The following is a 26665-nucleotide window of genomic DNA, read 5'->3' as shown; positions in this document are numbered from 1 at the left end:
GTCACCGTCCCAGCAGCCGCAGCGCGGCCGGCTTGGTGAACTCGTAACGGGTCATCTGCTCCAGGTCCTTCAGCCAGCCCACCGCCCGGGCGGGCCGGTCCAGCACCCGGGCGTAGAGCTCCTCGAAGGCGCCGGTGACGCTCTCCAGCGAGAACCGGCCGACCACCCACTCCCGCCCCCAGGCGCCCAGTTCGGCCCGGCGCGCCGGGTCGTCGAGCAGCCCGCGCAGTCGGCCGGCCAGCGCCTCGGGGGCGCGCGAGCCGTCGCCGAAGCCGTACATGCAGCGCGAGGCGTGCGGCTCGACCAGCGGACCCGGCTCGTGCACGGCCGTGTAGCCGGCCGCGCCGTGCACCACCACCGGCTTGCCGAAGGCGAGCCCGCGCAGCGCCGAGCCGCCCATGCCGAGGACGATGTCGGCGGCCTGGTACGCCGGGCGCGGGTCGGCCAGCTGCCCCGGGACCAGCACCGCCGGGCGGCCGAGCTCCGCGTTGGCGGCGGCCGCCCGGGCGCGCAGCGGCTCCAGGCTGGGGCCGGCTCCGACGATCACCAGCCGCACCCGCGGGTCGTCCATCCGGCGGACGGCGTCCACGGTGAGCTCCGCGCCGGCGTCCTTCTCCAGCGCCGGCACCAGCCGGGTGACGATGACCAGCAGCAACTCGTCGTCCGCGATGCCGTGTTCGCGCCGGAACGCCGCCCCGTCGACCAGCCCGGGGGCGTCCGTGGCGGTGTTCACCGGCGGCTCGATGAGGCTGACGTCCCGGTGCCCGAAGGCCCGGCCGTCGCCCATCAGCGCGCCCAGGCCCAGCACCAGCGGCTGGTGCCGGGGCAGGCCGCGCAGCATCCGGATGCCGTAGAAGGTGGTGACCACCGGCAGCCGGCCGAACCGCCCGGGCCCGAAGTAGGCGTTGCGGGCCGCCCGGACCTCCCAGGCGTGCAGCAGCTGGCTGCCGTGCTCGGCGGCCAGCCGGCCCAGCCGGCGCCGGACCTCGGCGCGCGGGGTGTCGGGCCCGCCCGCCACCACCACGTCCAGACCGTGCCCGGCGGCGACGTCGACCAGCGGCGCCGGGCCGGCCACGCCCTGGGCGAACAGGACCGGGTCGTGGCCCCGGTCGCGCAGGGTGCGGGCGATGTCGACGGCGTTCAGCTGGGCGCCGCCCAGGGCCAGGTTGTTGAGATGGACGAGCACCCGGACCGGTCGCACGCCTCACTCCTCCCAGTGGTGCGGGACGAACACCGGCGCGGCCAGCACGACGGCGCGCGGCGGGGAGTCCAGCATCGGCCCGAACACGTCGAACTGGCCCACCGAGTGCCAGCTCATCAGGGTGCCGCCGTCGGTCTTCCCGATGCTGTAGACGCCGGCCCAGAGCGTGAAGCGGCCGCGCGGCAGCGGCAGCCGGGGGATCACGCAGGCCACCCGGCGGTCCCCGCCGGTGAGCCGGATCTCGTGGCTGATCTGGAAGATCGGGCTGGAGGTGCCCTCGCTGACGCCCAGGTGCAGGGTCGCGTCGCCCCGGTAGTCGCCGCCCAGGGTGAGCTCGACGGTCATCGGCTCGTCGGTGGTGAGGCTCTCCCGGTCCTCGCCGCGCACCTCGTGCTTGAGCAGCTGGATCGGCTCGCCGGTGCGGCCGCCGGCCTCGGACTGCGCCTCGATGGAGTCGCGGTAGCCGGCCATCGCCTCCTTGATCCCGGCGTCCACCCGGACCGAGCCCTGCTCCAGCCAGATGCCGCGCCGGCAGATGGACTCCACGGCGGGCAGGTCGTGCGAGACGAAGACGATGGTGGTGCCCTGCTCGGCGACCTCGCGCATGCGGTCCAGGCAGCGCTGCTGGAACACCGCGTCGCCGACCGCCAGCACCTCGTCCACCAGCAGCACGTGCGGCTCCAGGTAGGCGGCGACGGCGAAGCCCAGGCGCATCTGCATGCCGGAGGAGTAGAACTTCACCTGCCGGTCGATGGCCCCGCCGAGCCGGGCGAACTCGACGATGTCGTCGAAGCGGGTGGCCACCTCGCGCCGCCGCAGGCCGAGCAGCGCGCCGAACAGGTAGATGTTCTCCCGGCCGGTCAGGTCGGGGTGGATGCCGGCCCGGATCTCGATCAGCGCGCCGATCCGGCCGCGCACGTCGATCACCCCGCCGTACGGGTACATCACCCGGGTCAGCATCTTGAGCAGGGTGGACTTGCCCGAGCCGTTGGAGCCGATCAGGCCGACCGACTCGCCCGGCTCGACGTGCATCGAGATGTCGCGCAGCGCCCAGCGCCAGTCCTCGCCCTTCTCGCCGCGCAGCCGGCGGGCCAGCGAGTCGACCTTGTCGCGCAGCAGCATCCGCTGCTGGTCGGCCTTGAAGCGCTTCCACACCTGCTCGGTGCGGATGGTCCCGAGCGGGAGGGTCCGGCTAGGCGACATCGGCGATCCCCGTCTCCAGCTTCTTGAACAGCAGGTAGCCGCCGACCAGGAACACCACCGAGGCGACCGCGGCGATCGTGGTGAGCGCGGCGTCGGGCGCCCGGCCGTACAGCAGCGCGTTGCGGTAGCCCTCGATCACGGCGCCGAGCGGGTTGACGCCGACGTACACCTCCTGGAGGCGCTCCGGGATCTGGGCCAGCGGGTAGGCGACGGGGGTGGCGAAGACGCCCATCTGGGTGATGATCGGCAGCAGGTGGCGCACGTCGCGCAGGTACACCACGGCCACCGACAGGACCAGGGCGATGCCGTAGGTGAAGGCGAACTGGATGCCCAGCAGCGGCACCACCCACAGGAAGGTCGCCGCGGGGGCGGTCCAGAAGACCAGGAAGAGCAGGCCCAGCACGGCGGTGCCGATCAGCATGTCGACGGTGGCGACCAGCATGGTGGCGAGCGGGAAGACCTCGCGCGGGCAGTACACCTTGTTGAGCAGGCTGAGGTTGTTGGCCAGGCTCAGCGCGCCCTGGTTCATGGTGTTGCTGAAGAACTGCCAGACGATCAGGCCGACGTAGGCGAACAGCGGGTACGCGGCGCCCTCGGTCTCGACGTGCACGGCGCGGCGGAACACCAGGGTGAAGATGGCGCACAGCGCGAGCGGGGTGAGCACCGCCCAGGCGAAGCCGAGCACGGCCTGCTTGTAGCGGGCGCGCAGATCGCGCTCGGCGAGCGCGCGGACGAGCTCACGGGCGCCCCACAGCTCGCGGGCCACCTGGGCCGGGCGGAGCCGGCGTTTGAAGATCAGCTCGGGCGGCGGCCCGTCGGCGGCCGACGGGCGCCGCTCCGGGGCCTGCGTTGTCTGGCTGTCGCGCTCGTCGACGAGCGGCGCGCGTTGTCCCCCCACGGACACCTGCCCTCTCCGGTACCGGCGGTATCGAGAAGTGGGCCCGTCACAGCGGCTGTTGACGCCGTCGGCGGCGCGGCCCGGGCCCACTCTGGCACAGAGTGTGGCTGCCGGGGGTCGGTTCGGTGAAGGTCACCGGATCACGGCCCGGGAGGAGACCGAAAAGGGGCGGGTCGACCGATAGCGGCCGACCCGCCGGGGCGGACGGGGGGGTGGTGACGGAGGGTCAGTGCAGGGTGTGGGCCGGGTGGCGCTGCTGGTCCTGGGCGACGAGGTGGTCCATCACCTCGGGCATCGCCTCGACGCCGCCGGCGTTGGTCGGCGAGGTGCGGAACTCGTCCTGGACGATCACGGTGGGCAGTTCGTTGATGCCGTGGCGCACGAAGAGCGCGGCGGCCTCGTCGACCGCGCGGGCGACCTCCTCCGAGCGGTACGCCTCGCGGAAGCGCTGCTCGTCGACGCCCTGGCCGCGGGCGAAGGCGGCGGCCGTCTCCTCGGTGGTGACGTCCTGCTCGTTGGTGTGCACCGCCCGGAAGGCCTCGGTCTGCAGGCGCTCGACCAGGCCGAGGCGCTCCAGCGTGTAGTACAGCCGGGCGTGGCCGCGCTGCGCGGTCTCCTCGCGGCTGCCCTGCCAGATCGCCGGGACGCGGCGCAGGTCGACGTCGTCCCGGTGCCGCTCGGTCCAGGCCTGGAGCGGCTGCTCGAGCGCCTGGGAGTGCCCGCAGTCGTACCAGAAGAACTCGAGCGCCTCGGTGCGGGCGTTCTCGCGCACCGGCTGGATGGTGTCGAGGCGGGAGAACGGGAAGCCCTCGCGGGGCGGCTGGTGGCTGGCGGCGGCGGCCTGGAGGGGGGACGCGGCGATCCCGGCGGCGACGGCCAGCAGCAGGGTGGTTCGAAGGATCGACTTCACACCGGGGAGTGTGACGCGTGACGGCGGGTCGGCAGCCAGTCGTCCCGGTGCGTCGGGCCGGGATTCGCTCGAAAAGCGCACCCGGCCCGGCGCACCGGGACGCGTCAGCCGCGTCCGGCCGGTCCGCCGCGGGCACAGACCTCGCTGAACAGCTTCTGCCAGGCGTCGGCCACCACGTCGAGCTCGCAGTGGGCCAGCGCGTGGGCGCGGGCGGCGGCGCCGAGTCCGGCACGGTCCCCGGCCAGCACCGTGGCCAGCGCCTCGGCGAGGGCGGACGGGTCGCCGGGGGCGACCAGCGCGCCGGTGGTGCCGTCCCGGACCACCGAGCTGACCCAGCCGACGTCGGTGGCGACGGCCGGCAGGCCGGCCAGCGCGGCCTCGATCAGCACCCCGGGCACACCCTCGCTGTCACTGGTGAGCAGGACGGCGTCGGCGGCCCGGTAGAGCGGGACCGGGTCGGCGAGGGTGCCCAGGAAGTGGGCCCGGGCGGCGGCCGGATGTCGCTCCAGGGCGGTGCGCTGCGGGCCGTCGCCGGCGACGGCGAGCCGCACGTCGGGGAGCCGGTCGAGGGCGTCGAGGGCGAGGTCGAGGCGCTTCTCGGGGGCGATCGCGCCGAGCCAGGCGACCAGCAGGCCGTCCGGCGGCAGGCCCAGGCCCTGCCGGGCGGCGCGCCGCTCGGCCTCGTCGCGGGCCGGCGGGTAGCGGTCGGCGGAGCGGGCGTTGGGGATGGTGCGGACGCTGGCGGCGGGCAGCCGGAAGCGTTCGACGAGCAGGTCGCGGGCCCCGTCGGCGAGGGCGGTGACGGCGGCGGCGCGGTGCAGCAGGGCGCCGGTGCGCAGCCGGCGGACCGCTCCCGCCGTCCAGTGCCGGGGGTCGCCGATGGAGACGTAGACGAACGGGGTGCGGGTGCCGGCGAGGGCGAGGGCGCAGGCGGGCAGGGTGGACGACCCGTGGGCGACGACGAGGTCGGCGGTGCGGGCGGCGGTGCGCAGGGCGCCGAGGGTACGGGGGTGGAGGCGGCCGGGGCCGAGCACGGTGGTGCTGCGGGTGTCGGGGGCGTCCGGGTGGGCGTCCGGGTGCGGGGCGAGGGCGCGCAGCGCGGAGGCCTGGCCCCGGCGGCGCAGTTCGCGGTGGAGGTCGCGGGCGAGACTCTGCGCGCCGCGACGGCGTGGATCGGTGATCAGGTGGAGGATGCGGGGGCGGGTTCCGGTCGTCCTGACCGGTGTCGCTTCAGGCATGGGAACGACCTTGGCACAGCCTCCGGCCTGGGACGACCCCTTCGCGCAACCCGGCGGTGGTCCGCGCGACGGCGCTGGTACTCCGGAAAGGCGCCGGACGGGAGCCGTCGTGCGCCCCTCGAAGGGTCCGCGCGCCCCGTTCAGCGCTGTCGTCCGCCCCCGCACGGTTCGGCACCGTCCCGTCGGGGGCCTCCCCGTGTGGCCGAATCGCTGGCGGGTGCCGGTCGCGACCTGCGATGCTGAGCGGCAGTCAGGGTGCCGTCCCGGCACGGGAGACCGGGCGCGCCCAGGAGGGCGGGGGTTGGCCTGTGCATGTGCTCTATGTGATCGACAGCGTGAGCCGGGTCGGTGGGGCCGAGCAGGGCCTGGTGGCGATGGCCCCCCAGCTGGTGCGGGCCGGGGTGAAGCTCGACGTCGCCTACCTCAAGGACTCCCCCGGCGGTTTCCAGCCGGAGCTCACCGCCGCCGGGGCCGACGTGTTCGGGGTCGGCCGGAGCACCCGGGGACGCACGGTCACCGCCCTGCACCGGCTGGTCCGCGAGCGCCGTCCCGACCTGGTGCACACGACGCTGTACGAGTCGGACGTGCTCGGCCGGGCGGCCGCGCTGGCCGCCCGCACCCCGGTGGTGACCAGCCTGGTCAACGCGTCGTACGGCCCGGAGCACCGCAACGCGCGCGGGCTGAGCCCGTGGAAGGTGCGGGCCGCGCAGACCGTGGACGCGGCGACCGCCCAGGGCACCCGGCGCTTCCATGCGCTGACCCGCTACGTGGCCGGGGCGATGGCGCGCCGGCTGCGGGTGCCGGCCCAGCGGATCGACGTGGTGCCGCGCGGGCGGGACCCGGAGCGCCTGGGCACGGTGACGCCGGACCGGCGGGCCGCGGTGCGCACCGCGCTGGAGCTGCCGCCGGACGTGCCGGTGGTGCTGGCGGCGGCCCGTCAGCAGTACCAGAAGGGCCTGGACGTGCTGCTGGAGGCCTGGCCCGAGGTGGTGCGCGCGGAGCCGGAGTCGGTGCTGCTGCTGGCCGGCAGCGAGGGCACGGAGAGCGAGCGGCTGCGGGCGCTGGCCTCGGCGACGACCGGGGTGCGCTTCCTCGGGCCGCGCGACGACGTGTTCGACCTGATGGCGGCCTCCGACGCGTTCGCCGTGCCCTCGCGCTGGGAGGGACTGGGCAGCGCGGCGATGGAGGCGATGGGGGTCGGGGTGCCGCTGGTCGCCGCCGACGTGCCGGCGCTGCGCGAGACGGTGGGCTCGGAGGACTACGCGCGACTGGTGCCGCCGGAGCGGCCGGCCGCGCTGGCGGCGGCGCTGACCGACACCCTGCAGGACCGGGCCTCGGCGCGGGTGCGGTCGAAGGCCGCGCGGGCGCGGTTCCTGACCTCGTTCACGCTGCACCAGGTGTCGGCGCAGATGGTGGAGTTCTACGAGCGCTCGCTGCGGCTGCGGACGGTCTGACCACCCGCTCCCGCCCGCCGGCCGGGCCGCTGCGGGGCCGTTCTGTCCGGATCCCGGCGGTCCGGGCCCGGTCCTCGGGGATCTCCCGGACGAGTATCGGCAAAGCGGTTGCGCCGCACGTCGGGGCTCGGGAAGCATCGCAAGGGGGACCGGCGGGGGCGGCGGTCGGCCTGCGCCGTTCCTGGTGCACCGCCGGAGCCGGGCCACGCCGTGGGGAGCGCGTCGTCGAGACGTTGGCCGCGAGTCGTCAGGGGGGCGGGTTGCGACACCAGCCGAGGGATTCCACCGTGCCCGCGAGGGCCGTCCGGTCACGCCCAGGGGCGTGACACCCCAGCGGTACCCGGACCCGCCGTGCTCCCGCCGGGGGCGTGGCGGGCGCTGACAGCACCACCGCACCACGAACGCGAGGGGATCCAACCGGTGGAACCGGCAAACCACTTCACCGTCCTGCGGCGCTACTGGCGGCTGCTCGTCGGCTGCACGCTGGCCGCGCTGGTCGTCGGCTGGCTGCTGACCCCGGCCGGCGACACGGTGGACAACGCCAAATGGAAGTGCAAGGTCGCGATCACCCCGGTCGCCGGCGCGGGCGACACCGTCCGCGCCGACCAGGTGCTCTCCTACGCGCAGGGCGCGGACGTCGCGGCGGCCGCCGCCAAGGCCCTCGGCATCGCCGACGCCTCCGAGGTGATCGCCCGCCGGACCGTCACCGCCGACAGCCCGCAGATGCTGACCATCGCCACCACCGGCCCGACCAAGCAGTCCTGCTCCGACCTGGCCACCGCCTACTCGGCGGCGATCATCAAGGGCTACAGCGACGAGTCGGCCCGCAGCGCCGCCGAGACGATCAAGAAGCTGCAGGCCCAGGCGGACGCCCAGCAGCAGCAACTGAACGAGATCCAGGCCCAGTTCAACCGGTCCTCGGCCGCCGACCAGCCCAAGCTGCAGCCCAAGCTGACCGCCGCCAACACCTCGCTGACCACCACCCTCACCACCATCAGCAAGCTCGCCAACAGCGCCCAGACCGACGCCATCCAGCAGTGGGGCAGCATCGACGCCCGCCAGGGCACCGGCAACCTGCTCTCCTCGCCCAGCCGCAGCGTGCGGCTCGGCCTCGCCGTGGTGCTCGGCCTGGCGCTCGGCGTGGTCGCGGCGCTGATGCTCAGCCGGATGGACACCAAGCTGCGCAGCCGCAACGCGGTCGAGGAGGCGTTCAACCTGCCGGTGATCGGCGAGGTGCCGCACCTGTCGCGCCGTCAGCGGCGGGTGCGCGAACCGCTGGTGCGCGCCCGGCCGTCCGACCCGGCCGCCGAGGCGTACCGCTCGCTGCGCTCGACGCTGCTGCTCACCGGCCCGGACGCGCTGGCCCGCCCGGGCGGCGGCGAGGACCGGGACCCGGCCCAGACCGTCTCGCGCCGGCTCGCCGATCCCGCACCGGTGGTCCTGGTCGCCTCCGGCGGCAGCCGCGACGGGCGGACCATCACCATCGCCAACCTGGCCGCCGCGCTCGCCGAGACCGGCCGGGAGGTGCTCGTGCTGGACTGCGACTTCCGCCACCCGCAGCTGCACGCCCACCTGGGCGTCGGCGACGGGCCCGGGATGGCCGAACTGCTCAGCGGCGAACGGCTCGGCGAGCTGGACGACCTGGTCCGGCCGACCAACGTCGCCGGGGTCTCGCTGATCACCGGCGGCAACACCACCGCCTACCCGGCCGCGCTGGTGCTGCGGGCCGGCGAGGTGCTGCGCCGGGCCCGGCGGCACGCGGACGTCATCCTGGTCGACACCTCGCCGCTGCTGCACGCCAACGACGCCTACGACCTGGTGCAGCACGCGGACGCGGTACTGGTCACCGTGCGCAGCGGAAACGTCACTCCGGAACAGGCCGACCGGGTGGCCGAGCTGCTCTCCCGCACCGGGGTCCCGGTGGCCGGGGTGGCGCTGCTCGGCACCTACGGGCCCTCCGGCCGCCGCCGGCGCACCCCGGCGGGCGGCACCGGGGCGACGGGGACGGCCGGACGGGGCGCACCGCCGCCCGCCGCTCCACCGCGCCCGGCCGGACCGGCGGTGGAGCGCGGCGCGGCACGCACCGGCGAGCTCGGCGGCGGACGGACCACGCCCAGCTGGGCGCGGCGCACGGCCGGGGAGGACGACGGCGGCCAGGGCGAGCCGGCCCTGCTGCGCGAGGCGGAGGAGCGGTGAGCGGGTCGAACGGGTCCCCGGCCGGACCGGCGGACGGCCTCGCGCACGCCCCCACCCGGGTGCTCTGGCTGGCCAAGGGCCTCGGCCGCGGCGGCGCCGAACAGCTGCTCCTCAACTGCGCGCGCCACGCGGACCGTTCGCGCTACCGCATCGAGGTCGCCTACGTGCTGCCGTGGAAGGACGCGCTGGCCCCGGCGCTCGCCGAGGCCGGGGTGGCCGTGCACTGCCTGGGCGGCGTCCCCGGCACCCCGGGCCGGGCCGACCCGCGCTGGCCGCTGCGGCTGCGCGCGCTGCTCGCCGCCCGCCGCTTCGGCCTGGTGCACACCCACATGCCGGTCCCGGCCGCCGCCGCCCGGCTGCTCGCCCCCACCCTCGCGGGGGCCGGTCCGCGGCTGGTGCACACCGAGCACAACGTCTGGGAGCGCTACCGCCCGGCCACCCGCTGGGCCAACGCGCTGACCTACCGGCGCAACGACGCGGTGATCGCCGTCTCGCGCGCCGTCGCCCGGAGCATCCCGCCCGGCCGGCGCCGCCCCGGCGAGTGGGTCACCGTGGTGCACCACGGCCCGGACCTGGCCGGCGCCCCCGAGGGGCCGGCCGCCCGGGCCGCCGCCCGCGCGGAACTCGGCCTGCCGGCCGACGCGTTCGTGGTCGGCACGGTCGGCAACCTCACGCCCAAGAAGGACCAGGCGACGCTGCTCGCCGCGCACGCCGCGCTGCTGCGCCGCCGCCCGGACGCCCGGCTGCTGCTGGTCGGCGCCGGTCCGCTGGACGCCCAACTGCGCGCCAGGGCCGCCGAGCTGGGCGTCACCGACACCGTCGTGTTCGCCGGCTCGCGTGCCGACGTGCCCGCACTGCTGCCCGCCCTGGACGTGTTCACCCTGAGCTCGCGCCAGGAGGGCCTGCCGGTCGCGCTGATGGAGGCGATGACCAGCGGACTGCCGGCCGTGGTCACCCGGGTCGGCGGCATGCCCGAGGTGCTGGACGACGGCGAGCAGGGCTTCCTCGTCCCGCCCGGCGACCCGTCCGCGCTGGCCGGTGCCCTCGACCGGCTGGCCGCGGAGCCGGACCTGCGCGCCCGGCTGGCGGCCGCCGCCCGGGAGCGCGCCAAGCGCTTCGACGTGGCCGGCGCCCAACGCGCCGTCGAGGCGGTGTACGCGCGGGTCCTGCGGCACTGACCGGCCCGGCCGTCCGGCGGCCGAACACCGATCCACCGACGTGTCCCCACAGCCCCGACCACCGATGGGAGAGCGAGTCCGGACGTGAGCGCCCTGCCCGCCCCCGCCGAGCTGACCTTCCGCCCGCTCGCCGAATCCGACCAGCCCGCCGTGCTCGACCTGCTCACCACCTCGCTGGCGGGCGGTCCCACCGGCACCCGCACCACCGAGTTCTTCGCCTGGAAGCACCACCGCAACCCCTTCGGCGCCAGCCCCGGCATGGTCGCCGAGAGCCCCGACGGACGGCTGGCCGGCGTCCGGCTGTTCCTGCGCTGGCAGTGGCGGCAGGACGGCGCCCCGGTGGCCGCCGTCCGCCCGGTCGACACCGCCACCCACCCCGACTTCCGGGGCCGGGGCGTGTTCCGCCGACTCACCGTGGAACTGCTCGACCAGGTCGCCGACGAGACCGCGCTGGTGTTCAACACCCCCAACGCCGACAGCCTGCGCGGCTACCGGGGCATGGGCTGGCAGGAGCTGGGCCGGGTGCCGATCACGGTGCGCGCCGTGCGGCCCGCCGCCTTCGCCCGGGGCGTGCGCGCCGCCCTCGCCCGCCGCCCGGCCGGGCCCGCGCGCCCTGCCGCCGAGGACTGCCGGCTGCCCACCGCCGCCGCCTGGCTGGCCGCCCGGGAAGAGGCCGGGGAGCGCGGCCCGCTGGCCGAGCTGCTGCGCGAGCGCGCCGCCGCCGACAGCGCCGACCACCGGCTGGCCGTCCACCGCACCCCGGAGTTCCTGCGCTGGCGCTACGGCGAGGCCCCCGGCCTGGACTACCGGGTGCTCACCGTCGACCGGGGCGGCGAACTGACCGGCCTGGCCGTCGGCCGGCCCCGGCGGCGCGGCCCGCTCGCCGAGTTCACCCTCGCCGAGGTGATCGTCCGCCCCGGCGACCGGGACAGCGCCGCCCGCCTGCTGCGCGCCGCCGCCCGCGAGAGCGGCTGCGACCACGTCGCCACCCACCTCTCCCCCGGCACCGAGGCCGCCCACGCCGCCCTGCGGACCGGCTACCTGCGGGCCCCGCGCACCGGGATGACCTTCGTCGCCCGCACCCCGGCCGGCCCCACCCCGCTCACCCTGGCCGACTGGCGGTTCAGCCTCGGTGACCTGGAGGTGTTCTGATGCCGGGGGCGCCCAGGGGCCCGGGCGCGACCGGGACGGCGACGGCGGTGCTCGGCCGCGTCCCCTGGCCGTCCGCCGTCGCCGCCACCCTGGTCACCGGCTACGTCACGCTGTTCGTGCTCGCCTCGGTGCACACCTCGTACGACACCTGGGGCGCGCTGCTGATCCTCCCGGCGCTGATGGCCGTCAGCACGCCGGTGCTCGCCCGGATCGCCGCCGCCAACCCCGAACGGGACGTCTTCCGGCTGCTGCTGCTGGCGATGACCGCCAAGCTGCTCTGCGCCTTCCCCCGCTACCTGATGGCCTTCGTGCTCTACGGCGGCGCGGCCGACGCCAAGATGTACCACCAGAAGGGCAGCGACCTCGCCGCCTACCTCGACCAGGCCGACCTCTTCGGCGGGATCCACTACGACCTGGGCATGAAGGTGGCCGGCACCGGCTTCATCATCATCGTCACCGGCGTCGTCTACGCGATCACCGGCCCCTCGCTGATCGGCGGCTTCCTGGTCTTCTCCTGGCTGGGCTTCTGGGGCCTGCTGCTGTTCTGGCGGGCGCTGCAGATCGCCTTCCCGGAGGCGGACACCCGCAAGTACGCCAAGCTGGTCTTCTTCCTGCCCTCCCTGCTGTTCTGGCCGTCCAGCATCGGCAAGGACGCCTGGATGATGTTCTGCCTGGGCCTGACCACCTACGGCACCGCGCGGCTGCTGGACCGCCGCTTCGGCGCCTTCGCCTGCATCGCGCTCGGCTCGCTGGGCACCGCGATGGTCCGCCCGCACGTCACCGCGCTGGCCGGGGCCGGGCTGATGGTCGCCTACGTGCTGCGCCGCCGTCCGCAGCAGGTCAGCGCGCTGGGGCCGCTGCGCACGATCCTGACCGCGGTGGTGCTGGGCGCGATGGTGGTGCTGATGCTCCAGCAGGTCTCCACCTTCTTCGGCACCGACGGGACCGGCGGCGACGCCGTCAGCCAGGTGCTCACGGAGACCTCCAGACGCACCAGCCAGGGCAACTCGATGATCAACGCCACCGCACCCGAGGACGCCGCGCCGAAGTTCAGCCTCAACCCGGCGGGCCTGCCGGTCGCGGTGATCAGCGTGCTGTTCCGCCCGTTCCCGTTCGAGGCGTCCAACATCCAGAACCTCATCCAGTCGGTGGAGTGCTTCGCCCTGCTGGTGATGTTCATCCGGGCCTGGCCGAGGCTGAGCCGGCTGCCCCGGCTGTTCGTGCAGCGCTCCTACGTGGCGTTCGCCGCCGTCTACACCCTGCTGTTCTGCTGGGCCTTCTCGACCATCAACAACATGGGCATCCTGTCCCGCGAGCGGGTCCAGGTGCTGCCGCTCGCCCTGGTGCTGCTGGTCGTGCCGGCCGCCGCCGCGAGCCGCGGGGCCGCCGCCGGCCGCCGTCCGCCACCGGTGTGGCGGGTCGCGCCCGGGCAGTGGGGCGCCCGGCACCGGGCGGAGCCGCCCGCCCTGGCACCACCGCCCGCCCTGTCACCACCGTCAGCCGTGTCACCGTCACCGTCCCAGGGGGGATCGACCGCACCATGACCACCGACACCACCGACACTCTCGCCCTGCCCGCCGCCCTCGGGGGCACACCCGCCTTCCCCGAGGGGCTGCCGCTCACCCGGGTCCAGGTGCCCGATCGCGCCGCGCTGCTGGAACGGCTCGGCGCCGTGCTCGACAGCGGACAGCTCACCAACGGCCGCACCGTCGCCGAACTGGAGGAGGCGGCGGCCGGATTGCTGGAGGTGCCGCACGTGGTGGCGGTCTCCAACTGCACCACCGGCCTGATGCTGGTCCTCCAGGCCGCCGGCGTGGACGGGCGCCGCCCGGTGGTGATGCCCGGCTTCACCTTCTCCGCCACCGCGCACGCCGCGCACTGGGCCGGCGGCACCCCGGTGTTCGCCGAGGCCCGCGAGCGGGACATCACCCTCGACCCCGAGGACGCCGCCGCCCGGCTGGCCGCCGCCGACCGGCCCGCCGCGCTGATGGCCACCCACGTCTACGGCACGCCCTGCCAGATCGAGCGCCTCCAGGAGGTCGCCGACGCCGCCGGGGTGCCGCTGGTGTACGACTCGGCGCACGGCTTCGGCAGCCGCCGCAAGGGCGTGCCGGTCGGCAACTTCGGCTACGCCGAGGTGTTCTCGATGAGCCCGACCAAGGTCGCGGTGGCCGGCGAGGGCGGCCTGGTCGCCACCCACGACGCCGACCTCGCGCGCCGGCTGCGCACCGCCCGCGACTACGGCAACCCGGGCGACTACGACACCCTGTTCCCCGGCCTGAACGCGCGGATGAGCGAACTGCACGCCGCCGTCGGCCTCAACTGGCTGGCCGGCCTGACCGAGCGGGTGGCCCACCGCAACGCGCTGGTCCAGGAGTTCGCCGCCGTCACCGCCGGACTGCCCGGGCTGCGCCTGGCCCTGCCGGAGGAGGGCGACACCTCCACCTTCAAGGACCTCACGCTGATCCTGGACGACGCCGCCTTCGGCCTCACCGCCCGCGGGCTCGCCGAGGCGCTGCGGGCCGAGGGCATCGACTCGCGCCGCTACTTCCACCCGCCGGTGCAGCGCCAGCGCGCCTACGCCCACCTCGGCCGGGCGGACTCGCTGCCGCTCACCGACCGGCTCGCCGACTCGGTGCTCACCGTGCCGCTCTGGTCGCAGATGGACGCGGCCACCGTGCGCCGGATCGCCGAGGCGGTGGCCCGGATCCAGCCGTACGCGGAGCGCCTGCGCGCCGCCTGACCGGGCGGCCGCGGCCCTCGGTCGCGTTACGCGGATCGGGTGAACGCGGTTGGACCGCGGGCCCGCGCGGTCGGCAGGATGTCCGGCCGGGGCCCGTGGTCCCGTCCCACCTCACCCGTACGGATTTGGAGTTCCCGGTGCTCAAGGGATTCCGCAGCTTCCTGCTGCGTGGAAACGTCGTCGACCTGGCGGTCGGCATCGTGATCGGCGCGGCCTTCACGGCCGTGGTCACCGGGTTCGTGTCGGCGTTCCTCACCCCGCTGGTCGGGGTCGCCACGGGTGCGGTCGGCGACTTCACCCAGAAGACCTTCGAGGTGGCCGGCACCCGCTTCCCGTACGGGGTGTTCGTCAACGCGCTGATCAGCTTCGTGCTGGTGGCCGCGGTGATCTACTTCGTCGTGGTGGTGCCGGTGGGCAGGCTCCAGGCCAGGCTGGAGGGCGCCAAGCCGGCGCCGGTCGCCAAGGCGGACTGCCCGGAGTGCCTGAGCACGATCCCGGTCCTGGCGGTGCGCTGCTCGTTCTGCACCTCCGAGGTGGCCGGCCGGCCCGGCTTCCCGGCCCAGGCGGGCCCCGCCGAGCAGCCCGCCCCGGTGCACTGAACCGACCCCGACCGGCCCGCTCACGGCCTGACGGGGTCTTTATTCCCGAAACATTCACGAGCCCCCGTCGCGCCCCCGGCGGGGGCTCGAATGCGCCGGTTCGCGCCCCGCTCGCAGAAGTTTCTTCGACGGTCCCCGAACCGTCCACCGTCCCGTCACCACACGGGTCTTCGGCGCCTCAGTACGGACCCCGTTCGACCCCTCGGACCCGCCGGACAGTGGCCGGAAGTCGCCGCCGGAATGTCCGCTCTTCCTACTTTCGAGACCTTTGTTCGGGCGAAGCTTGTGTAAACACTCGAACTGCTCGGCCTCCCAGTCTCCTCAGCAGGCTCGTTGTGGGCTTACCGTATGCCCCATGACCTCGCCCCGCTCCTACGACGGAGTCGGCTACCCCTCTCCGTCCTTCTCCTCCGGCACGCCCATCTACGACAGCCTCGTCGCAGAGCGCGGTGTCCCTCAGATCGCGCCCATCAACGTGCCGGCCGCCCTGCCGCCGGCCCTGTCGACCGGTTACGGTTCCGGCCTGTCCGGCCCCTCCTACGAGAACAACCGGTACGGCACCGGGTACGACAGTCCCGGCGGCAACCTCCCCGCCCTGCCGCCGGCCCGCCTCGCCCTGGGCCCCGGCCCGAGCAGCGCGCCGTCCTCCGGCCCGGCCACCGCGTACATCCCGGCGCAGCCCGCGCCCGCGTACGCCGCCGCGCCGCAGCCACCGGTCCCCGGCTACGGCGGCCCGCAGCCGTACCTGCCCGGCCAGCGCCCGCAGACCCCGGCCCCCGGCTTCAGCCAGGCGGCCACCGGCGGGTACCAGCCGTCCGGCGGCCAGAGCTTCGGCGGCCAGAACACCTTCGTCGGCGGCCACGGCGGCCCGCAGACCTTCGGTGCGCAGCCGGTGGGCGGCCCGTCCGGTCCGCAGGGCGTGCCGCAGCCCCAGGGCCCGCAGTCCTTCGGCGGCCAGCAGGGCTTCGCCGGCCAGGGCGGCCAGCCCGGCGGCTTCGGCGGCTCCGGCGACCAGTCCTTCGGCGGCGCCCAGCTGCGCCCGGCGGTCACCCCGGTCGCCCCGGTCCGGCCGATGCAGCCGCAGCGGCCCGGCCCGTACGGCGAGCCCGGTCAGTTCCAGCAGGGCTACCAGCCGCAGGCCCAGGGCTACTGACACCTCCGGGCCGGCCCCACCCGGCCCGCACCCGCACCACCTAGCACCACCCGGCGCACCCACATCCGCCGGGCGTACGGAGAAACGGGTCATCCACGGACCGCCCGGAACGCCGCCCCACCCGGCGTTCCGGGCGGTCCGTGCGCGTTCGGGGTGCCGACGGCCCCGGACCGCGGCTGCCGCCGGTCCGGACACGGCTGGCAGGATGGGGGAATGCAGCTCACCGGACTCCACGTCTACCCCGTCAAGTCCATGTACCGCCTGAGCCCCGAGAGCGCCCGCGTCGAACCGTGGGGCCTGGCCGGCGACCGGCGCTGGATGCTCGCCGACGCCACCGGGCGGTTCGTCAGCCAGCGCGAGAACGCCGCCCTGGGCCAGATCCGCACCGAGCTCACCGCCGACGGCGCCCTCGTCCTCACCGCCCCCGACGGCTCCCGCGCCGAGATCCCCTCCCCCGCCGGCGCGGTCGGCGACCCGCTCGCCGACGTCGAGGTCTGGGGCACCCGCTTCCGTGCCGCCGAGGCCGGCAAGGAGGCCCAGCTGTGGATCGCCGAGCACCTCGGCGACTACCGGCTGGTGCACCTGGACGACCCGCGCGCCCGGCCCGTCGACCCGGCGTTCTCCTCCCCCGGCGACACCGTCTCGATGGCCGACGGATTCCCGCTGCTGCTCACCACCACCGCCTCGCTGGCCGAGCTCAACGCGCTGATCGCCGCCGAGCACCCGGACGGCCACGAGGAACTGCCGATGGAGCGGTTCCGCCCCAACGTGGTGGTCTCCGGCGGCGAGCCCTGGGCGGAGGACGGCTGGCGGCGGATCCGGATCGGCGGGCTGGCCTTCCGGGTGGTCAAGCCGTGCGGGCGCTGCGTCGTCACCACCACCGACCAGGAGAGCGGCGAGCGGCGCGGCCCGGAGCCGCTGCGCACCCTGGCCCGGCACCACCGGCTGCTGAAGAAGGCGGCGTTCGGGCAGAACCTGATCCCGGAGCGTCCGGCCGGCGTCGAGGGCGACGTGCTCGGCACGCTGCGGCTGGGCGACGAGGTCGAGGTGCTGGAGGGCGGCGCGCACTGGCCGGCCGACGAGCGGGGCTGACGTCCCCGTCCCCGCTTCTCCGCACCCGTTTCCGCACCCGCGTGCCGGAACCGGACGTGTGCGCGCTCGTTGAAGCAGGTGCCGGGGCACACGGCGGTGCCGCGGGCGGACCGGAGCACCCGCGCGGGCGCGCTACGGTGGGCGGACGACCCGCGCACCCCGGTGCGCCGCGTCCGGGCGCGCCGCGTCCGCGTGCGTCCGGTCCGCAGATCGCCGGCTCGATGAAGGTGGGGACGACAGACCGTCATGGCTGAGCACAGGGTCCGGGTCACCCAGGACAGCGCATCCCGCTGGCGGCGCCGCGCCGGCGAGTACGACACGCTCACGGAGGCCCTGGCGGCCGCGGAACCGGGCGACACGGTGACCGTGCGGCCGGGCACCTTCCGGGAGAACGTGGTCGTGGACAAGGCCGTGACGGTCGTCGCCGCCCAGGGCCCCGGCACCGTCCGGATCGACCCGCCGGGCGGGGTGCCGCTCACCGTCACCGCCGCGGCGGCCGTCCGCGACCTGGTGATCGAGGGCAGCGACCGCTCCTCCCCGGCCGTCCTGGTCACCGGCGAGGAGGCCACCCCCGCCTTCACCGGCTGCCGGGTGGAGACCCGCTCGGCCGCCGGGGTCGAGGTGACCGGCGGCGCCCGGCCGACCCTCAGGGGCTGCGTGGTGGCCAACCCCGACGGCCTCGGGCTGCGGCTGCGCGGCGCCGGCACCGCCGCCGCCTTCGAGGACTGCGAGGTCGCCGCCGCCGGCCAGGCGGGGCTCGCGGTGCTGGGCGGCGCGACCGCCGCGCTGGAGCGCTGCCGGGTGCACCACGCCTCCGGCGCGGGCGTGCTGCTCTCCGACCCGGGCAGCGCGGCCGAGCTGACCGGCTGCGAGATCTACGAGATCCGCGGCAGCGGGGTGCAGGCCGAGGCCCAGGCGGGCGGGCGGCTGGTCGACTGCGAGATCCACCGGGTCACCGGCAACGGGCTCACCCTGGACGGCGAGGCCGAGCTGGTGCTCACCGGCTGCCGGGTGCACGACGTCCCGGAGAACGCCGCCGATCTGCGCGGCCGTGCCCGGCTCAGCCTCGTCCACTCCACCGTGCGGGACTTCGGGCGCGGGGCGCTCTCGGTCTGGGACCAGGGCACCGAGGCGAGCGCCGAGTCCTGCCAGATCCACGGCTCGAACGGCGAGTACCCGGCGCTCTGGGTCAGCGACGGCGCCCGGCTCACGCTCACCGACTGCGCGCTGCACGACCTGCCGGACGCGCTGTTCGTGCTGGACCGGGACTCCGCGGCGGTCGCCGAGGGCTGCTCGTTCAGCCGGATCCGCAGCTCGGCGGTGTCGGTCAGCGGCGGCGCGACGGTGACGCTCACCGGCTGCCGGGTCCAGGAGGCGGGCACCGGCCTCTGGTTCCGCGACCACGGCAGCGGGGGCGTGCTGACCGGCTGCGAGATCTCCGACGTGGCGACCGGCGTGATCGTCACCAAGGGCGCCGACCCGGTGCTGCGGGACTGCACCGTCCGGGCCGGTTCGGACGCCGGCGTCTACGTCTCCGCCCAGGGCCGCGGCACCTTCGAGGACTGCCGGGTCTCGCACGGCAAGGGCTTCGGCTTCCACATCATCGACGGCTGCCGCACGGTGCTCACCCGGTGCCGGGCCGAGCAGAACGAGCGGGCCGGCTTCGAGTTCTCCGAGCCCGGACCGGTGGTCGACGGGTGCACCTCGGACGACGTGCCGCCCGCGTCCGCCGCGGCCGCCGAGATCCCCGCCCCGCGCACCCAACTCGCGGCCGCCACCACCTCCTTGGCGTCCTCCGCGCCCGCCGCGGCGGTGATCGGGCCGATCCCGGACTGCCGGCCCGCCGACGAGGCGCTGGCCGAGCTCGACGGGCTGGTGGGCCTGGCCACCGTCAAGCAGGAGGTGCGGACGCTGATCGACCTCATCTCGGTCGGCCGGCGGCGGCGGCAGGCCGGGCTCAAGGCCCCCTCGCTCCGCCGCCACCTGGTCTTCACCGGCGCCCCCGGCACCGGCAAGACCACCGTGGCCCGGCTGTACGGCGAGATCCTGGCCTCGCTGGGGGTGCTGCAGCGCGGCCACCTGGTCGAGGTGGCCCGGGTGGACCTGGTCGGCGAGCACATCGGCTCCACCGCGATCCGCACCGCCGCCGCCTTCGACCGGGCGCGCGGCGGCGTCCTGTTCATCGACGAGGCCTACGCGCTGGCGCCGGAGGACGGCGCCCGCGACTTCGGGCGGGAGGCGATCGACACGCTGGTGAAGCTGATGGAGGACCACCGGGACGAGGTGGTGGTCATCGTGGCCGGCTACACCGCGGAGATGGAACGCTTCCTCTCCGCCAACCCCGGTGTCTCGTCGCGGTTCTCGCGCACCATCACCTTCCCCGACTACTCGGCCGAGGAGCTGCTGGAGATCGCCCGCGCCCAGTGCGCCGAGCACGAGTACGCGCTCGCCGACGCCACCGAGCGCGCCCTGCTCGACCACTTCGCCGGCATCGAGCGCGGCCCCAACTTCGGCAACGGCCGCACCGCCCGCCAGGTCTTCGAGACCATGGTCGAGCGGCACGCCATGCGGATCGCCCAGCTCCCCGACGCGTCCACCGAGGACCTCCAGCTGCTCGTCCCCGCCGACCTCCCGTCCCCCCGCCTGCCGTAGCGCCGACCCGGCGTCGGCCCGTCGGCCCGTCAGCCCGCCGGTCAGCCCGTCCAGGCGCCGCCGGACAGGAAGGACTCCAGGCCGGCCAGGTAGGGCGCGATGTCGATCCGCTCGCCCGCCAGCCAGTCGTCCGAGTAGTACTTGTCGAGGTAGCGGTCACCCGGGTCGCAGATCAGGGTGACCACGCTGCCGCGCTCCCCCGCGGCCCGCATCTGCGCGACGATCCGCAGCGCGCTCCACAGCCCGGTCCCGGTGGACGCGCCCGCCTTCCGGCCGAGCACCTGGTCCAGCATCCGCACCGCCGCGATCGAGGCGGCGTCCGGGACCTTCATCATCCGGTCGACCGCCCCGGGCACGAAGCTCGGCTCCATCCGGGGCCGCCCGATCCCCTCGATCCGCGAGCCCTGCTCGCACACCGCGTCCGGGTCGTCGTGCACCCAGCCGTCGAAGAAACAGGAGTTCTCCGGGTCGGCGACGCAGATCCGGGTGTCGTACTGCATGTAGTGGACGTACCGGGCGATGGTCGCCGAGGTGCCGCCGGTGCCGGCGGTGGCCACGATCCAGGCCGGCTCGGGGTGCGGCTCCAGGCGCAGCTGGGCGAAGACCGATTCGGCGATGTTGTTGTTGCCCCGCCAGTCGGTGGCCCGCTCGGCGTAGGTGAACTGGTCCATGTAGTGGCCGCCGGTCTCCTCGGCGAGCCGGGCCGAGGCCTCGTACACCTCGTCCGGCCGGTCCACCAGGTGGCACTCGCCGCCGTGGAACTCGATCAGGTCGATCTTGGCCTGGCTGGTGGACTTGGCCATCACCGCGATGAACGGCACCCCGACGAGCTGCGCGAAGTACGCCTCGGAGACGGCCGTGGAGCCGCTGGACGCCTCGATGACCGGCTTGCCGGGGCGGATCCAGCCGTTGCAGAGCCCGTACAGGAACAGCGAGCGGGCCAGCCGGTGCTTGAGCGAGCCGGTCGGGTGGGTGGACTCGTCCTTGAGGTAGAGGTCGATGCCCCACTCCGCCGGGAGCGGGAAGCGCAGCAGGTGGGTGTCGGCCGAGCGGTTGGCGTCCGCCTGGACCTTGCGGACCGCCTCCTTGAGCCAGCGCCGGTACTCCGGGTCGGAACGGTCGACGTCGGCCGTCGGGTCGATCCCCATGTGCCACTCTCCTCGTGCGAGTCCTTGGAAGCCCCCCTCCGATTGCTCACAACGAGTGTACGAGTGTCACGATAAGTAACATTAAGCGAAGCTCCAGGCTCCGCTTATCGACCGCCTATCCGGCGGTCACCGCCTGCGGGTCCGCCAGGTACGGCAGCCAGCCCAGCTCGGCCGCCCCGGCCAGCGCGCTGTGCCGCAGCTCGGCGCCGACGATCGGCACCCGGCCGCTGCGCCCCCACAGGCTGCGGTCGGCGACGACCGCGCGCAGCCGCTCCGGCGCCGCCTCCAGCAGGTCCAGGTGCAGCCCGCTGAGCACCACCCGGTCCGGGTTGAGGATGTTGGCGACCCCGGCCAGGCCGAGGCCGAGCCGGTCGATGACGTGCTCCACGGCCGCCCGGGCCCGCTCGTCGGTGGCGGCGGCCCGGCAGAGCTCGCCGGCCTGGTCGAGCAGCGGCCGGTCCGGGTCCGGTGTCAGCCCGGCGGCGGCGAACAGCGCGTCCGGGTCGGTCTCGGAGTTGAGGCAGCCCCGGTTGCCGCAGCCGCAGGGCCGGCCCTGCGGGTCGACGGTCAGGTGGCCGACCTCCAGGGCGAGTCCGGCGCTGCCGGTGTGCAGCCTCCCGTCGATGACCAGCGCCCCGCCGACGCCGCGGTGGCCGGAGGTGACCAGCAGCAGGTGCCGCGCGCCGCGGCCGGCGCCGTGCCGGTACTCGGCGAGGGCGGCCAGGTTGGCGTCGTTGGCGATCGCGGTGGGCAGCGGGTCGAACGCGCGCGGACCGTGGTCGGCGCGGCCCACCTCGACGTCGTACAGGTCGGCGACGGGCGTGCCGCTGGGCCAGGCGAAGTGCAGCGCGGCGAGCGCGGTGCCGTCCGGCTCGGTGACGGGGTTGGGCAGCGCGAGCGCCGCGCCGAGGCAGCGCCGCTCGGTGCCGCGGGCGAGTTCGGCGCCCGCCTGGGCGACGGCGCGCAGCATCCGCACCGGGTCGGTGGCGGCGGGCAGCGGCAGGTGGACCGGCGGGTCGAGCAGTCCGCCGAGACCGGCCAGGGTGACGCTCAGGCCGTCGGCGTGGATCTGCCCGGCGACCACCACCGGGCCGGCGGGGTCGATGGCGAGCCGGTGCGAGGGGCGGCCCCGGCCGCCGCCGGCCGGGCGGGAGTCGACCGTGATGAGCCCGAGGGCCTCCAGCTCGGCGGTGACGGCGCCGGCGGTGGCCCGGGTGACGTCGAGCGCGCGGGTGAGCGCCGAGCGGGTCGGGGTCTGGCCGGTGTGGATGAGCTGGAGCGCGGGGCCGAGCAGCGTGCGCCCTCGGTCGGGGGCCGAGCGGCGGTGGGCGTCGCGCTGCGCGTCGTGGTCGGCCCCGGTCCCGGGCTTCGGGCTTGAAGGTGAGAGCTGCACGGACCTATTGTTACTTTGTGCCGCTCCGAAACAAAATCTGTCCCTCCGGCCCCTCGACCCGGCCGTCCCCCCAGTCTCTCAGCACCACGGCGAAATCCCCCAGCCCTTTCGCGCACTCCTTCGCCTCCTGGGGTGCGGCCCGGCTCGCCCTCACCGCCTTCTTCGCCGTCGACGGACTGCTCTTCGCCGCCTGGGTCGTCCGCATCCCGGACGTCCGCAGCCAGGTCGCCGCCTCGCACAGCGCCCTCGGACTCGCCCTGCTCTGTGTCTCGGCGGGCGCCGTCGCCACCATGCCGGTGGTCGGCCGGCTCTGCCTGCGGTTCGGGTCCCGGCCGGTCACCGTCGCCTCGCTCGCCCTGCTCGCGCTCTCCGTGCCGCTGCCCGCGCACACCCACTCGGTGGCGGCGCTCGGCGGCGTCCTGCTGCTCTTCGGCGCCGGCTACGGCGGGGCCAACGTCGCCATGAACAGCGCCGCCGTCGAGATCGTCGGCGAACTCGGCCGCCCGGTCATGCCCAGCTTCCACGCCGGGTACAGCCTCGGCGGCCTGCTCGGGGCGGCGATCGGCGGCCTGCTCGCCGGTCCGCTGACGGCCACGCAGTGGCTCACGGCGGCGGGGGCCGCCGGGCTCGCGGTCACCGCGGTGGCCGGCGTCGCACTGCTCCGCAGCCCGGCGGCGCGGCCGGTCGCCACCAGCCCCGCGCGCGGCGCCGCCGCCCCCGCCGGTGCCTCCACCGGCTCCTCCGCCGGCCGCCTGCTCGTCGTGCTGCTCGGCCTCACCGCGCTCTGCACCGCGTACGGCGAGGGCGCCGTCGCCGACTGGACCACCCTGCACCTCACCGACGACGTGCACGCCGGCGCGAAGGTCGCCGCCGCCGGCTACGCCGCCTACGCGCTCGCCATGACCACCGGGCGGATCGGCGGCACCTGGCTCTCGGTGCGCCTCGGCCAGTACCGGGTGATGTTCCTCGGCGGCCTCACCGCGGCGGCCGGGATGCTGCTGGCGGCGCTCGCGCCGCTGGTGCCGCTGGCCGTGGCCGGCTTCGTCCTGGTCGGCCTCGGACTGGCCAACATCTTCCCGCTCGCCATCGCCCGGGCCGGCGCCGCCGGCGGCCCGCAGGGCGTCGCGCTCGCCTCGACGCTCGGCTACGCCGGCATGCTGATCGGCCCGCCGGTGATCGGCTTCCTCGCCGACGCGACCAGCCTGCCGCTCGCCCTGACCACCGTCGCCGCCGCCGCGAGCGCCGCCGCCGTCCTCCCGCTGACCGCCCGCCGCCGCTGAACCGCCGGCCCGGCCCCGTGCGAGGATCGCGCCATGACGAACACCACGGACCCGGTCCGGTTCCTGCGCGCCGCCGACCGGCCGGCCATGCCGTGGCGCAACGGCGGCGGAGTGACCAGGGAGGTCGCCGGGCACCCTGCCGGCTCCGGGCTGGACGACTTCGGCTGGCGGGTCAGCCTCGCCGACGTCGCCGCCGCCGGGCCGTTCTCCGCCTTCCCGGGCGTCGACCGGGTGATCACCCTGGTCGAGGGCCCGGGCATGGCGCTGACCGTCGACGGCACCGAGCACGTCGTCGACGCACCGCTGCGCCCCTTCGCCTTCCCCGGCGACGCGGCCACCGACTGCCGGCTGCTCGGCGGCCCGCTGGTCGACTTCAACGTGATGACCCGGCGCGGCCGGGCCGGCGCCGACCTCGTCCTCGCCGGCACGCCCCGCCCGGTCACCGTCCCGGCCGGCGCCACCGTGCTGCTGGTCTGCCTCACCGGCACCGCGACCCTGGACGGCACCGCGCTCGCCCGCTACGACGCCGCGCTGCTCACCGCCCCGGCCACCCACGCCCTGGACCCCGACGGCACCACCGCCGTCGTCACCCTCCGCTCCCGGACCGCACCCCGGGCGGGCGGGGGGGCGGGGGGGGGGGCGCCCGCCCTCCCGCACGACGCGTCACCCGGTCCGCCCAGCCGCGGAACACCGGGGTGGCGTAGGCCCGGCCGCGCTCAGGCGTCCGACTCGCCCGGCAGCCGCAGGTCCCACCCGGCCAGCGCCCGCAGCTGCGCGGCGGTGACGTCGTCCGGCAGCGGCCGCGGCGGTTCGTTGCGGAACGGCGGCTGCCAGCCCTCCTCCGGCGTCCAGCGGCGGACCGCCTTCGCCGGGGCGCCCGCGACCACCGTGTGGTCCGGCACCTCGCCGCGCACCACCGAGCCCGCCGCGACGACCACGTTGCGGCCCAGCCGGGCGCCGGGCAGGATCACCGCGCCGGTGCCGATCCAGCTGCCGGAGCCGATCTCCACCGGCTCGTTGCGCGGCCACTGCTTGCCGATCGGCAGGTCGGTGGCCCGGTACTCGTGCGCCTGGTCGGATATGTAGACACCGGGGCCGGTCCACACGTCGTCACCGAGCACGATCGACTGGTGGCCGACGATGTGGCTGTCCCGGCCGATCACGCAGCCGCCGCCGATCCGCACGATCGGTTCGGGGCCGAGGTCCAGCCCGGGCAGGAAGCCCGCGCTGATGGTCACCCGCTCGCCGATGATCGAGAACGGGCCGATGGTGATCCACTGCTCGTTGAAGACCGCGCCGAGCGGGAACGTCAGCTTCGTCCCGGCGCCCAGCTCGCGGAACCGGTACGGCCCGGGGTTCTCGCTGGACACCGCGCCGGCCCGCTGCACCCACTGCCAGCCCCGGTGGACGAGCCGGCCCGCGGCGCGTCGGCCACCGGCCCGGGCGGCGCTGAACAGGGAACGCGTGATCGGCATGCGCTCACGTTACCGGTCCGTAGGGTCCGCCCGGTGAGGAGGCGGTCAAGGTCACACGGCCCGGCCGGCTCGAAACTTTGTTCGTAAAACCGAGTCCGGAATCCGCCACTGCTGCCAGACTCACGGTCATGGAGATCACCACGCACCTCGACGTCCTGCGCCGCGAGGGCACCCTGCTCGCGGACGCCGCCGCCCGTACCGACCTCGCCGCCCCCGTACCGACCTGCCCGCAGTGGCGGCTGCGCGACCTCGTGCTGCACACCGGCCAGGTGCACCGCTGGGTGACGGGCACCGTCCGCGACCGGCTGAGCGCCCCGATGGACGCCGAGCGCCAGCAGGCCGCCTGGGGGCCGGAGCCGGACGACGCCGACCTGGTCGCCTGGTTCCGGGCCGGCCACGCCGCGCTGCTCGACACTCTCACCGCCGCCCCCGCCGACCTGGACTGCTGGACCTTCCTCCCGGCGCCGAGCCCGCTCGCGTTCTGGGCCCGCCGCCAGGCGCACGAGACGGCCGTGCACCGGATCGACGCCGACGCGGCCGCCGGCGCCGAGGGGCCGCACGTGGACCCGGAGTTCGCCCAGGACGGCATCGACGAGCTGCTCGCCGGCTTCCTGACCCTCGGCCGCTCCAAGGTCCGCAGCGAGCGCCCGCGGACGATGCAGATCAGCGCGAGCGACGGCCCCGGCCGATGGCTGCTGACCATCAGCGCGGATCCGCTCACCGTCGAGAGCGCCGAGCGGCCGGCCGACCTGACGCTCACCGGCCCGGCCCGCGACCTCTACCTGCTGCTCTGGAACCGCCTGCCGGGCGGCACCGGACGGGTGGCCGCCGCCGGGGACGACTCGCTGCTCGACCTGTGGCGCGAGGCCGCGGTCATCGGCTGACGGGCGGGCGGGGGCGCGTCAGCGCACCCAGCGCGCCGGGCGCTTCTCCAGGAACGAGCGCATGCCCTCCTGCGCCTCCTCCGAGCCGAACAGCCGCGCCGACAGCTCCACCAGCGCGTCGGCGTCCCGCTCGAAGGAGCGCACCACCTCGGCGTTGGCCAGCCGCTTGGACTGCGCGAGGCCCTGCGGCGACCCCAGCCGCAGGGCGTCCAGCAGGCCCTTGAGCGCGACCTCGGCCGCCTCCGGCGCGTCGACGGCCTGGGTGACCAGGCCGATCCGGGCGGCCTCGGCGGCGTCGAAGACCTCGCCGGTCAGGTAGTAGCGGGAGGCCGCGCGCGGGTCCAGCTTGGGGCGCAGCGGCAGCGAGATGACGGCCGGCGCGAGCCCGAGCCGGACCTCGGTGAACGCGAAGGTGGCGGCCGGCCCGGCGAGCGCCAGGTCGGCCGCGCCGACCAGCCCGAGCCCGCCGGCCCGCACGTGCCCGCCGATCACGGCGATCACCGGCTTGGCGCAGTCCACGATCGCCCGCTGGAGGTCGACCAGCCCGCGCGGCCCGACCGTCGGATCGGCGCCGGTCGCCTCCGAGAGGTCCGCCCCGGCGCAGAACACCTTGCCCGCGTGCGTCAGCACCACCGCCCGCACCTCCGGATCGGCCGCCGCCCCCGCGAGCCCGGCCGTCAACTCGGCCATCAGCCGGGTGGAGAGCGCGTTGCGGTTGTACGGCGAGTCGAGCGTCAGGGTGGTGACGGCGTCCTCGGTGGTCACACGGACGAGGGGCGCTTCGCTGGTCATCGGTGCGGTCCTGCTTTCCGGCTG

Annotated in this window: 21 protein-coding genes and 1 pseudogene; 13 read left to right on the top strand and 9 right to left on the bottom strand. The window is 75.5% G+C overall.

What is annotated here, in order from left to right:
• Position 1: 1 nt before the first annotated feature.
• From ABT238_RS25060 to ABT238_RS25040, 5 genes are all read right to left on the bottom strand, one after another.
• The gene (locus ABT238_RS25060; RefSeq protein WP_350568950.1) at positions 2–1201 is read right to left on the bottom strand and encodes a glycosyltransferase family 4 protein; all 1200 of its coding nucleotides are present in this window, start codon (positions 1199–1201) and stop codon (positions 2–4) included.
• Positions 1202–1204: 3 nt separating this feature from the next.
• Positions 1205–2404: an ABC transporter ATP-binding protein gene (locus ABT238_RS25055; protein WP_350568949.1), complete on the bottom strand. Its 1200-nt coding sequence runs from the start codon at positions 2402–2404 to the stop codon at positions 1205–1207.
• A complete protein-coding gene (locus ABT238_RS25050; protein ID WP_350568947.1) occupies positions 2394–3308 on the bottom strand; it encodes an ABC transporter permease in 915 nt (304 codons plus the stop codon). Before ABT238_RS25050 ends, ABT238_RS25055 begins: the two co-directional genes overlap by 11 nt.
• Before the next feature lie 220 nt (positions 3309–3528).
• Positions 3529–4212 (bottom strand): thiol:disulfide interchange protein DsbA/DsbL, encoded by a 684-nt coding sequence (locus ABT238_RS25045; RefSeq protein WP_350568945.1) that lies wholly within the window; start codon positions 4210–4212, stop codon positions 3529–3531.
• A gap of 104 nt (positions 4213–4316) precedes the next feature.
• Positions 4317–5450, bottom strand: coding sequence for a glycosyltransferase family 4 protein (locus tag ABT238_RS25040; RefSeq protein WP_350790924.1), 1134 nt, complete (start codon positions 5448–5450; stop codon positions 4317–4319).
• 335 nt (positions 5451–5785) lie between these two features.
• On the opposite strand from ABT238_RS25040, the gene ABT238_RS25035 reads away from it, so the two are divergent.
• The 10 genes from ABT238_RS25035 to ABT238_RS24990 all read left to right on the top strand — a co-directional run bounded on the left by ABT238_RS25035 (position 5786) and on the right by ABT238_RS24990 (position 19669).
• A complete protein-coding gene (locus ABT238_RS25035; RefSeq protein WP_350568941.1) occupies positions 5786–6904 on the top strand; it encodes a glycosyltransferase family 4 protein in 1119 nt (372 codons plus the stop codon).
• A gap of 420 nt (positions 6905–7324) precedes the next feature.
• Positions 7325–9100 carry a CpsD/CapB family tyrosine-protein kinase gene (locus ABT238_RS25030; RefSeq protein ID WP_350568939.1) on the top strand — a complete coding sequence of 592 codons (1776 nt, stop codon included), beginning with the start codon at positions 7325–7327 and terminating at the stop codon, positions 9098–9100.
• Positions 9097–10278, top strand: a complete 1182-nt coding sequence (locus ABT238_RS25025; RefSeq protein ID WP_350568937.1) for a glycosyltransferase — start codon at positions 9097–9099, stop codon at positions 10276–10278. The genes ABT238_RS25030 and ABT238_RS25025 overlap by 4 nt, the downstream gene beginning before the upstream one ends.
• An 84-nt stretch (positions 10279–10362) precedes the next feature.
• Entirely contained in the window at positions 10363–11430 is a 1068-nt protein-coding gene (locus ABT238_RS25020; RefSeq protein ID WP_350568935.1) for a GNAT family N-acetyltransferase, read from the top strand.
• Complete coding sequence (locus ABT238_RS25015) at positions 11430–12974, top strand: hypothetical protein (protein WP_350790873.1); 1545 nt, start codon at positions 11430–11432, stop codon at positions 12972–12974. The genes ABT238_RS25020 and ABT238_RS25015 overlap by 1 nt, the downstream gene beginning before the upstream one ends.
• Positions 12971–14173 carry a DegT/DnrJ/EryC1/StrS family aminotransferase gene (locus ABT238_RS25010; RefSeq protein WP_350790860.1) on the top strand — a complete coding sequence of 401 codons (1203 nt, stop codon included), beginning with the start codon at positions 12971–12973 and terminating at the stop codon, positions 14171–14173. Before ABT238_RS25015 ends, ABT238_RS25010 begins: the two co-directional genes overlap by 4 nt.
• 137 nt (positions 14174–14310) lie before the next feature.
• Positions 14311–14772, top strand: a complete 462-nt coding sequence (gene mscL / locus ABT238_RS25005; protein ID WP_350568929.1) for a large conductance mechanosensitive channel protein MscL — start codon at positions 14311–14313, stop codon at positions 14770–14772.
• A gap of 355 nt (positions 14773–15127) precedes the next feature.
• Positions 15128–15925, top strand: a complete 798-nt coding sequence (locus ABT238_RS38825) for a DUF6643 family protein (protein ID WP_502884326.1) — start codon at positions 15128–15130, stop codon at positions 15923–15925.
• Between the two features lie 213 nt (positions 15926–16138).
• Positions 16139–17017, top strand: a complete 879-nt coding sequence (locus ABT238_RS24995; RefSeq protein ID WP_350568927.1) for an MOSC domain-containing protein — start codon at positions 16139–16141, stop codon at positions 17015–17017.
• 246 nt (positions 17018–17263) lie between these two features.
• A complete protein-coding gene (locus tag ABT238_RS24990; RefSeq protein WP_350568925.1) occupies positions 17264–19669 on the top strand; it encodes a right-handed parallel beta-helix repeat-containing protein in 2406 nt (801 codons plus the stop codon).
• A 41-nt stretch (positions 19670–19710) separates the two neighbouring features.
• Here ABT238_RS24990 and ABT238_RS24985 read toward each other — a convergent pair whose 3' ends face one another.
• Entirely contained in the window at positions 19711–20817 is a 1107-nt protein-coding gene (locus ABT238_RS24985) for a PLP-dependent cysteine synthase family protein (protein WP_350790808.1), read from the bottom strand.
• A 115-nt stretch (positions 20818–20932) separates the two neighbouring features.
• The gene (locus tag ABT238_RS24980) at positions 20933–22111 is read right to left on the bottom strand and encodes an ROK family protein (protein WP_350569022.1); all 1179 of its coding nucleotides are present in this window, start codon (positions 22109–22111) and stop codon (positions 20933–20935) included.
• Between the two features lie 116 nt (positions 22112–22227).
• Between ABT238_RS24980 and ABT238_RS24975 the strand changes: the two genes are divergently transcribed.
• Both ABT238_RS24975 and ABT238_RS24970 read left to right on the top strand, forming a co-directional pair.
• Positions 22228–23490 carry an MFS transporter gene (locus ABT238_RS24975; RefSeq protein ID WP_350790793.1) on the top strand — a complete coding sequence of 421 codons (1263 nt, stop codon included), beginning with the start codon at positions 22228–22230 and terminating at the stop codon, positions 23488–23490.
• A gap of 33 nt (positions 23491–23523) precedes the next feature.
• Positions 23524–24057, top strand: a pseudogene (locus ABT238_RS24970) (HutD/Ves family protein); the annotation flags it as partial.
• 149 nt (positions 24058–24206) lie between these two features.
• Here the strand turns inward: ABT238_RS24970 and ABT238_RS24965 are convergent.
• Positions 24207–24965 (bottom strand): acyltransferase, encoded by a 759-nt coding sequence (locus tag ABT238_RS24965; RefSeq protein WP_350568919.1) that lies wholly within the window; start codon positions 24963–24965, stop codon positions 24207–24209.
• A gap of 128 nt (positions 24966–25093) precedes the next feature.
• Here ABT238_RS24965 and ABT238_RS24960 point away from each other — a divergent pair, with 128 nt between their 5' ends.
• A complete protein-coding gene (locus tag ABT238_RS24960; RefSeq protein WP_350568917.1) occupies positions 25094–25849 on the top strand; it encodes a maleylpyruvate isomerase family mycothiol-dependent enzyme in 756 nt (251 codons plus the stop codon).
• Positions 25850–25867: 18 nt separating this feature from the next.
• Here the strand turns inward: ABT238_RS24960 and ABT238_RS24955 are convergent, their stop codons facing one another.
• Positions 25868–26641: an enoyl-CoA hydratase family protein gene (locus tag ABT238_RS24955; RefSeq protein ID WP_350568916.1), complete on the bottom strand. Its 774-nt coding sequence runs from the start codon at positions 26639–26641 to the stop codon at positions 25868–25870.
• Positions 26642–26665: the final 24 nt, after the last annotated feature.

This window comes from Kitasatospora sp. NPDC001527 (genome assembly GCF_040298605.1).
In the GTDB taxonomy this organism is placed as follows: Bacteria; Actinomycetota; Actinomycetes; order Streptomycetales; family Streptomycetaceae; genus Kitasatospora.
Note: the sequence above shows the minus strand (reverse complement) of the source record. Positions and strands in the feature narration are given on the sequence as shown.

Bases quoted from the DNA above. Each gene is read 5' to 3' on its own strand.
- ABT238_RS25055 (WP_350568949.1), bottom strand. From the start codon at position 2,404: ATGTCGCCTAGCCGGACCCTCCCGCTCGGGACCATCCGCACCGAGCAG.
- ABT238_RS24995 (WP_350568927.1), top strand. From the start codon at position 16,139: ATGCAGCTCACCGGACTCCACGTCTACCCCGTCAAGTCCATGTACCGC.
- ABT238_RS25015 (WP_350790873.1), top strand. From the start codon at position 11,430: ATGCCGGGGGCGCCCAGGGGCCCGGGCGCGACCGGGACGGCGACGGCG.
- ABT238_RS24960 (WP_350568917.1), top strand. From the start codon at position 25,094: ATGGAGATCACCACGCACCTCGACGTCCTGCGCCGCGAGGGCACCCTG.
- ABT238_RS25010 (WP_350790860.1), top strand. From the start codon at position 12,971: ATGACCACCGACACCACCGACACTCTCGCCCTGCCCGCCGCCCTCGGG.
- ABT238_RS24955 (WP_350568916.1), bottom strand. From the start codon at position 26,641: ATGACCAGCGAAGCGCCCCTCGTCCGTGTGACCACCGAGGACGCCGTC.
- ABT238_RS25040 (WP_350790924.1), bottom strand. From the start codon at position 5,450: ATGCCTGAAGCGACACCGGTCAGGACGACCGGAACCCGCCCCCGCATC.
- ABT238_RS24965 (WP_350568919.1), bottom strand. From the start codon at position 24,965: ATGCCGATCACGCGTTCCCTGTTCAGCGCCGCCCGGGCCGGTGGCCGA.
- ABT238_RS24985 (WP_350790808.1), bottom strand. From the start codon at position 20,817: ATGGGGATCGACCCGACGGCCGACGTCGACCGTTCCGACCCGGAGTAC.
- ABT238_RS24990 (WP_350568925.1), top strand. From the start codon at position 17,264: ATGGCTGAGCACAGGGTCCGGGTCACCCAGGACAGCGCATCCCGCTGG.
- ABT238_RS38825 (WP_502884326.1), top strand. From the start codon at position 15,128: ATGACCTCGCCCCGCTCCTACGACGGAGTCGGCTACCCCTCTCCGTCC.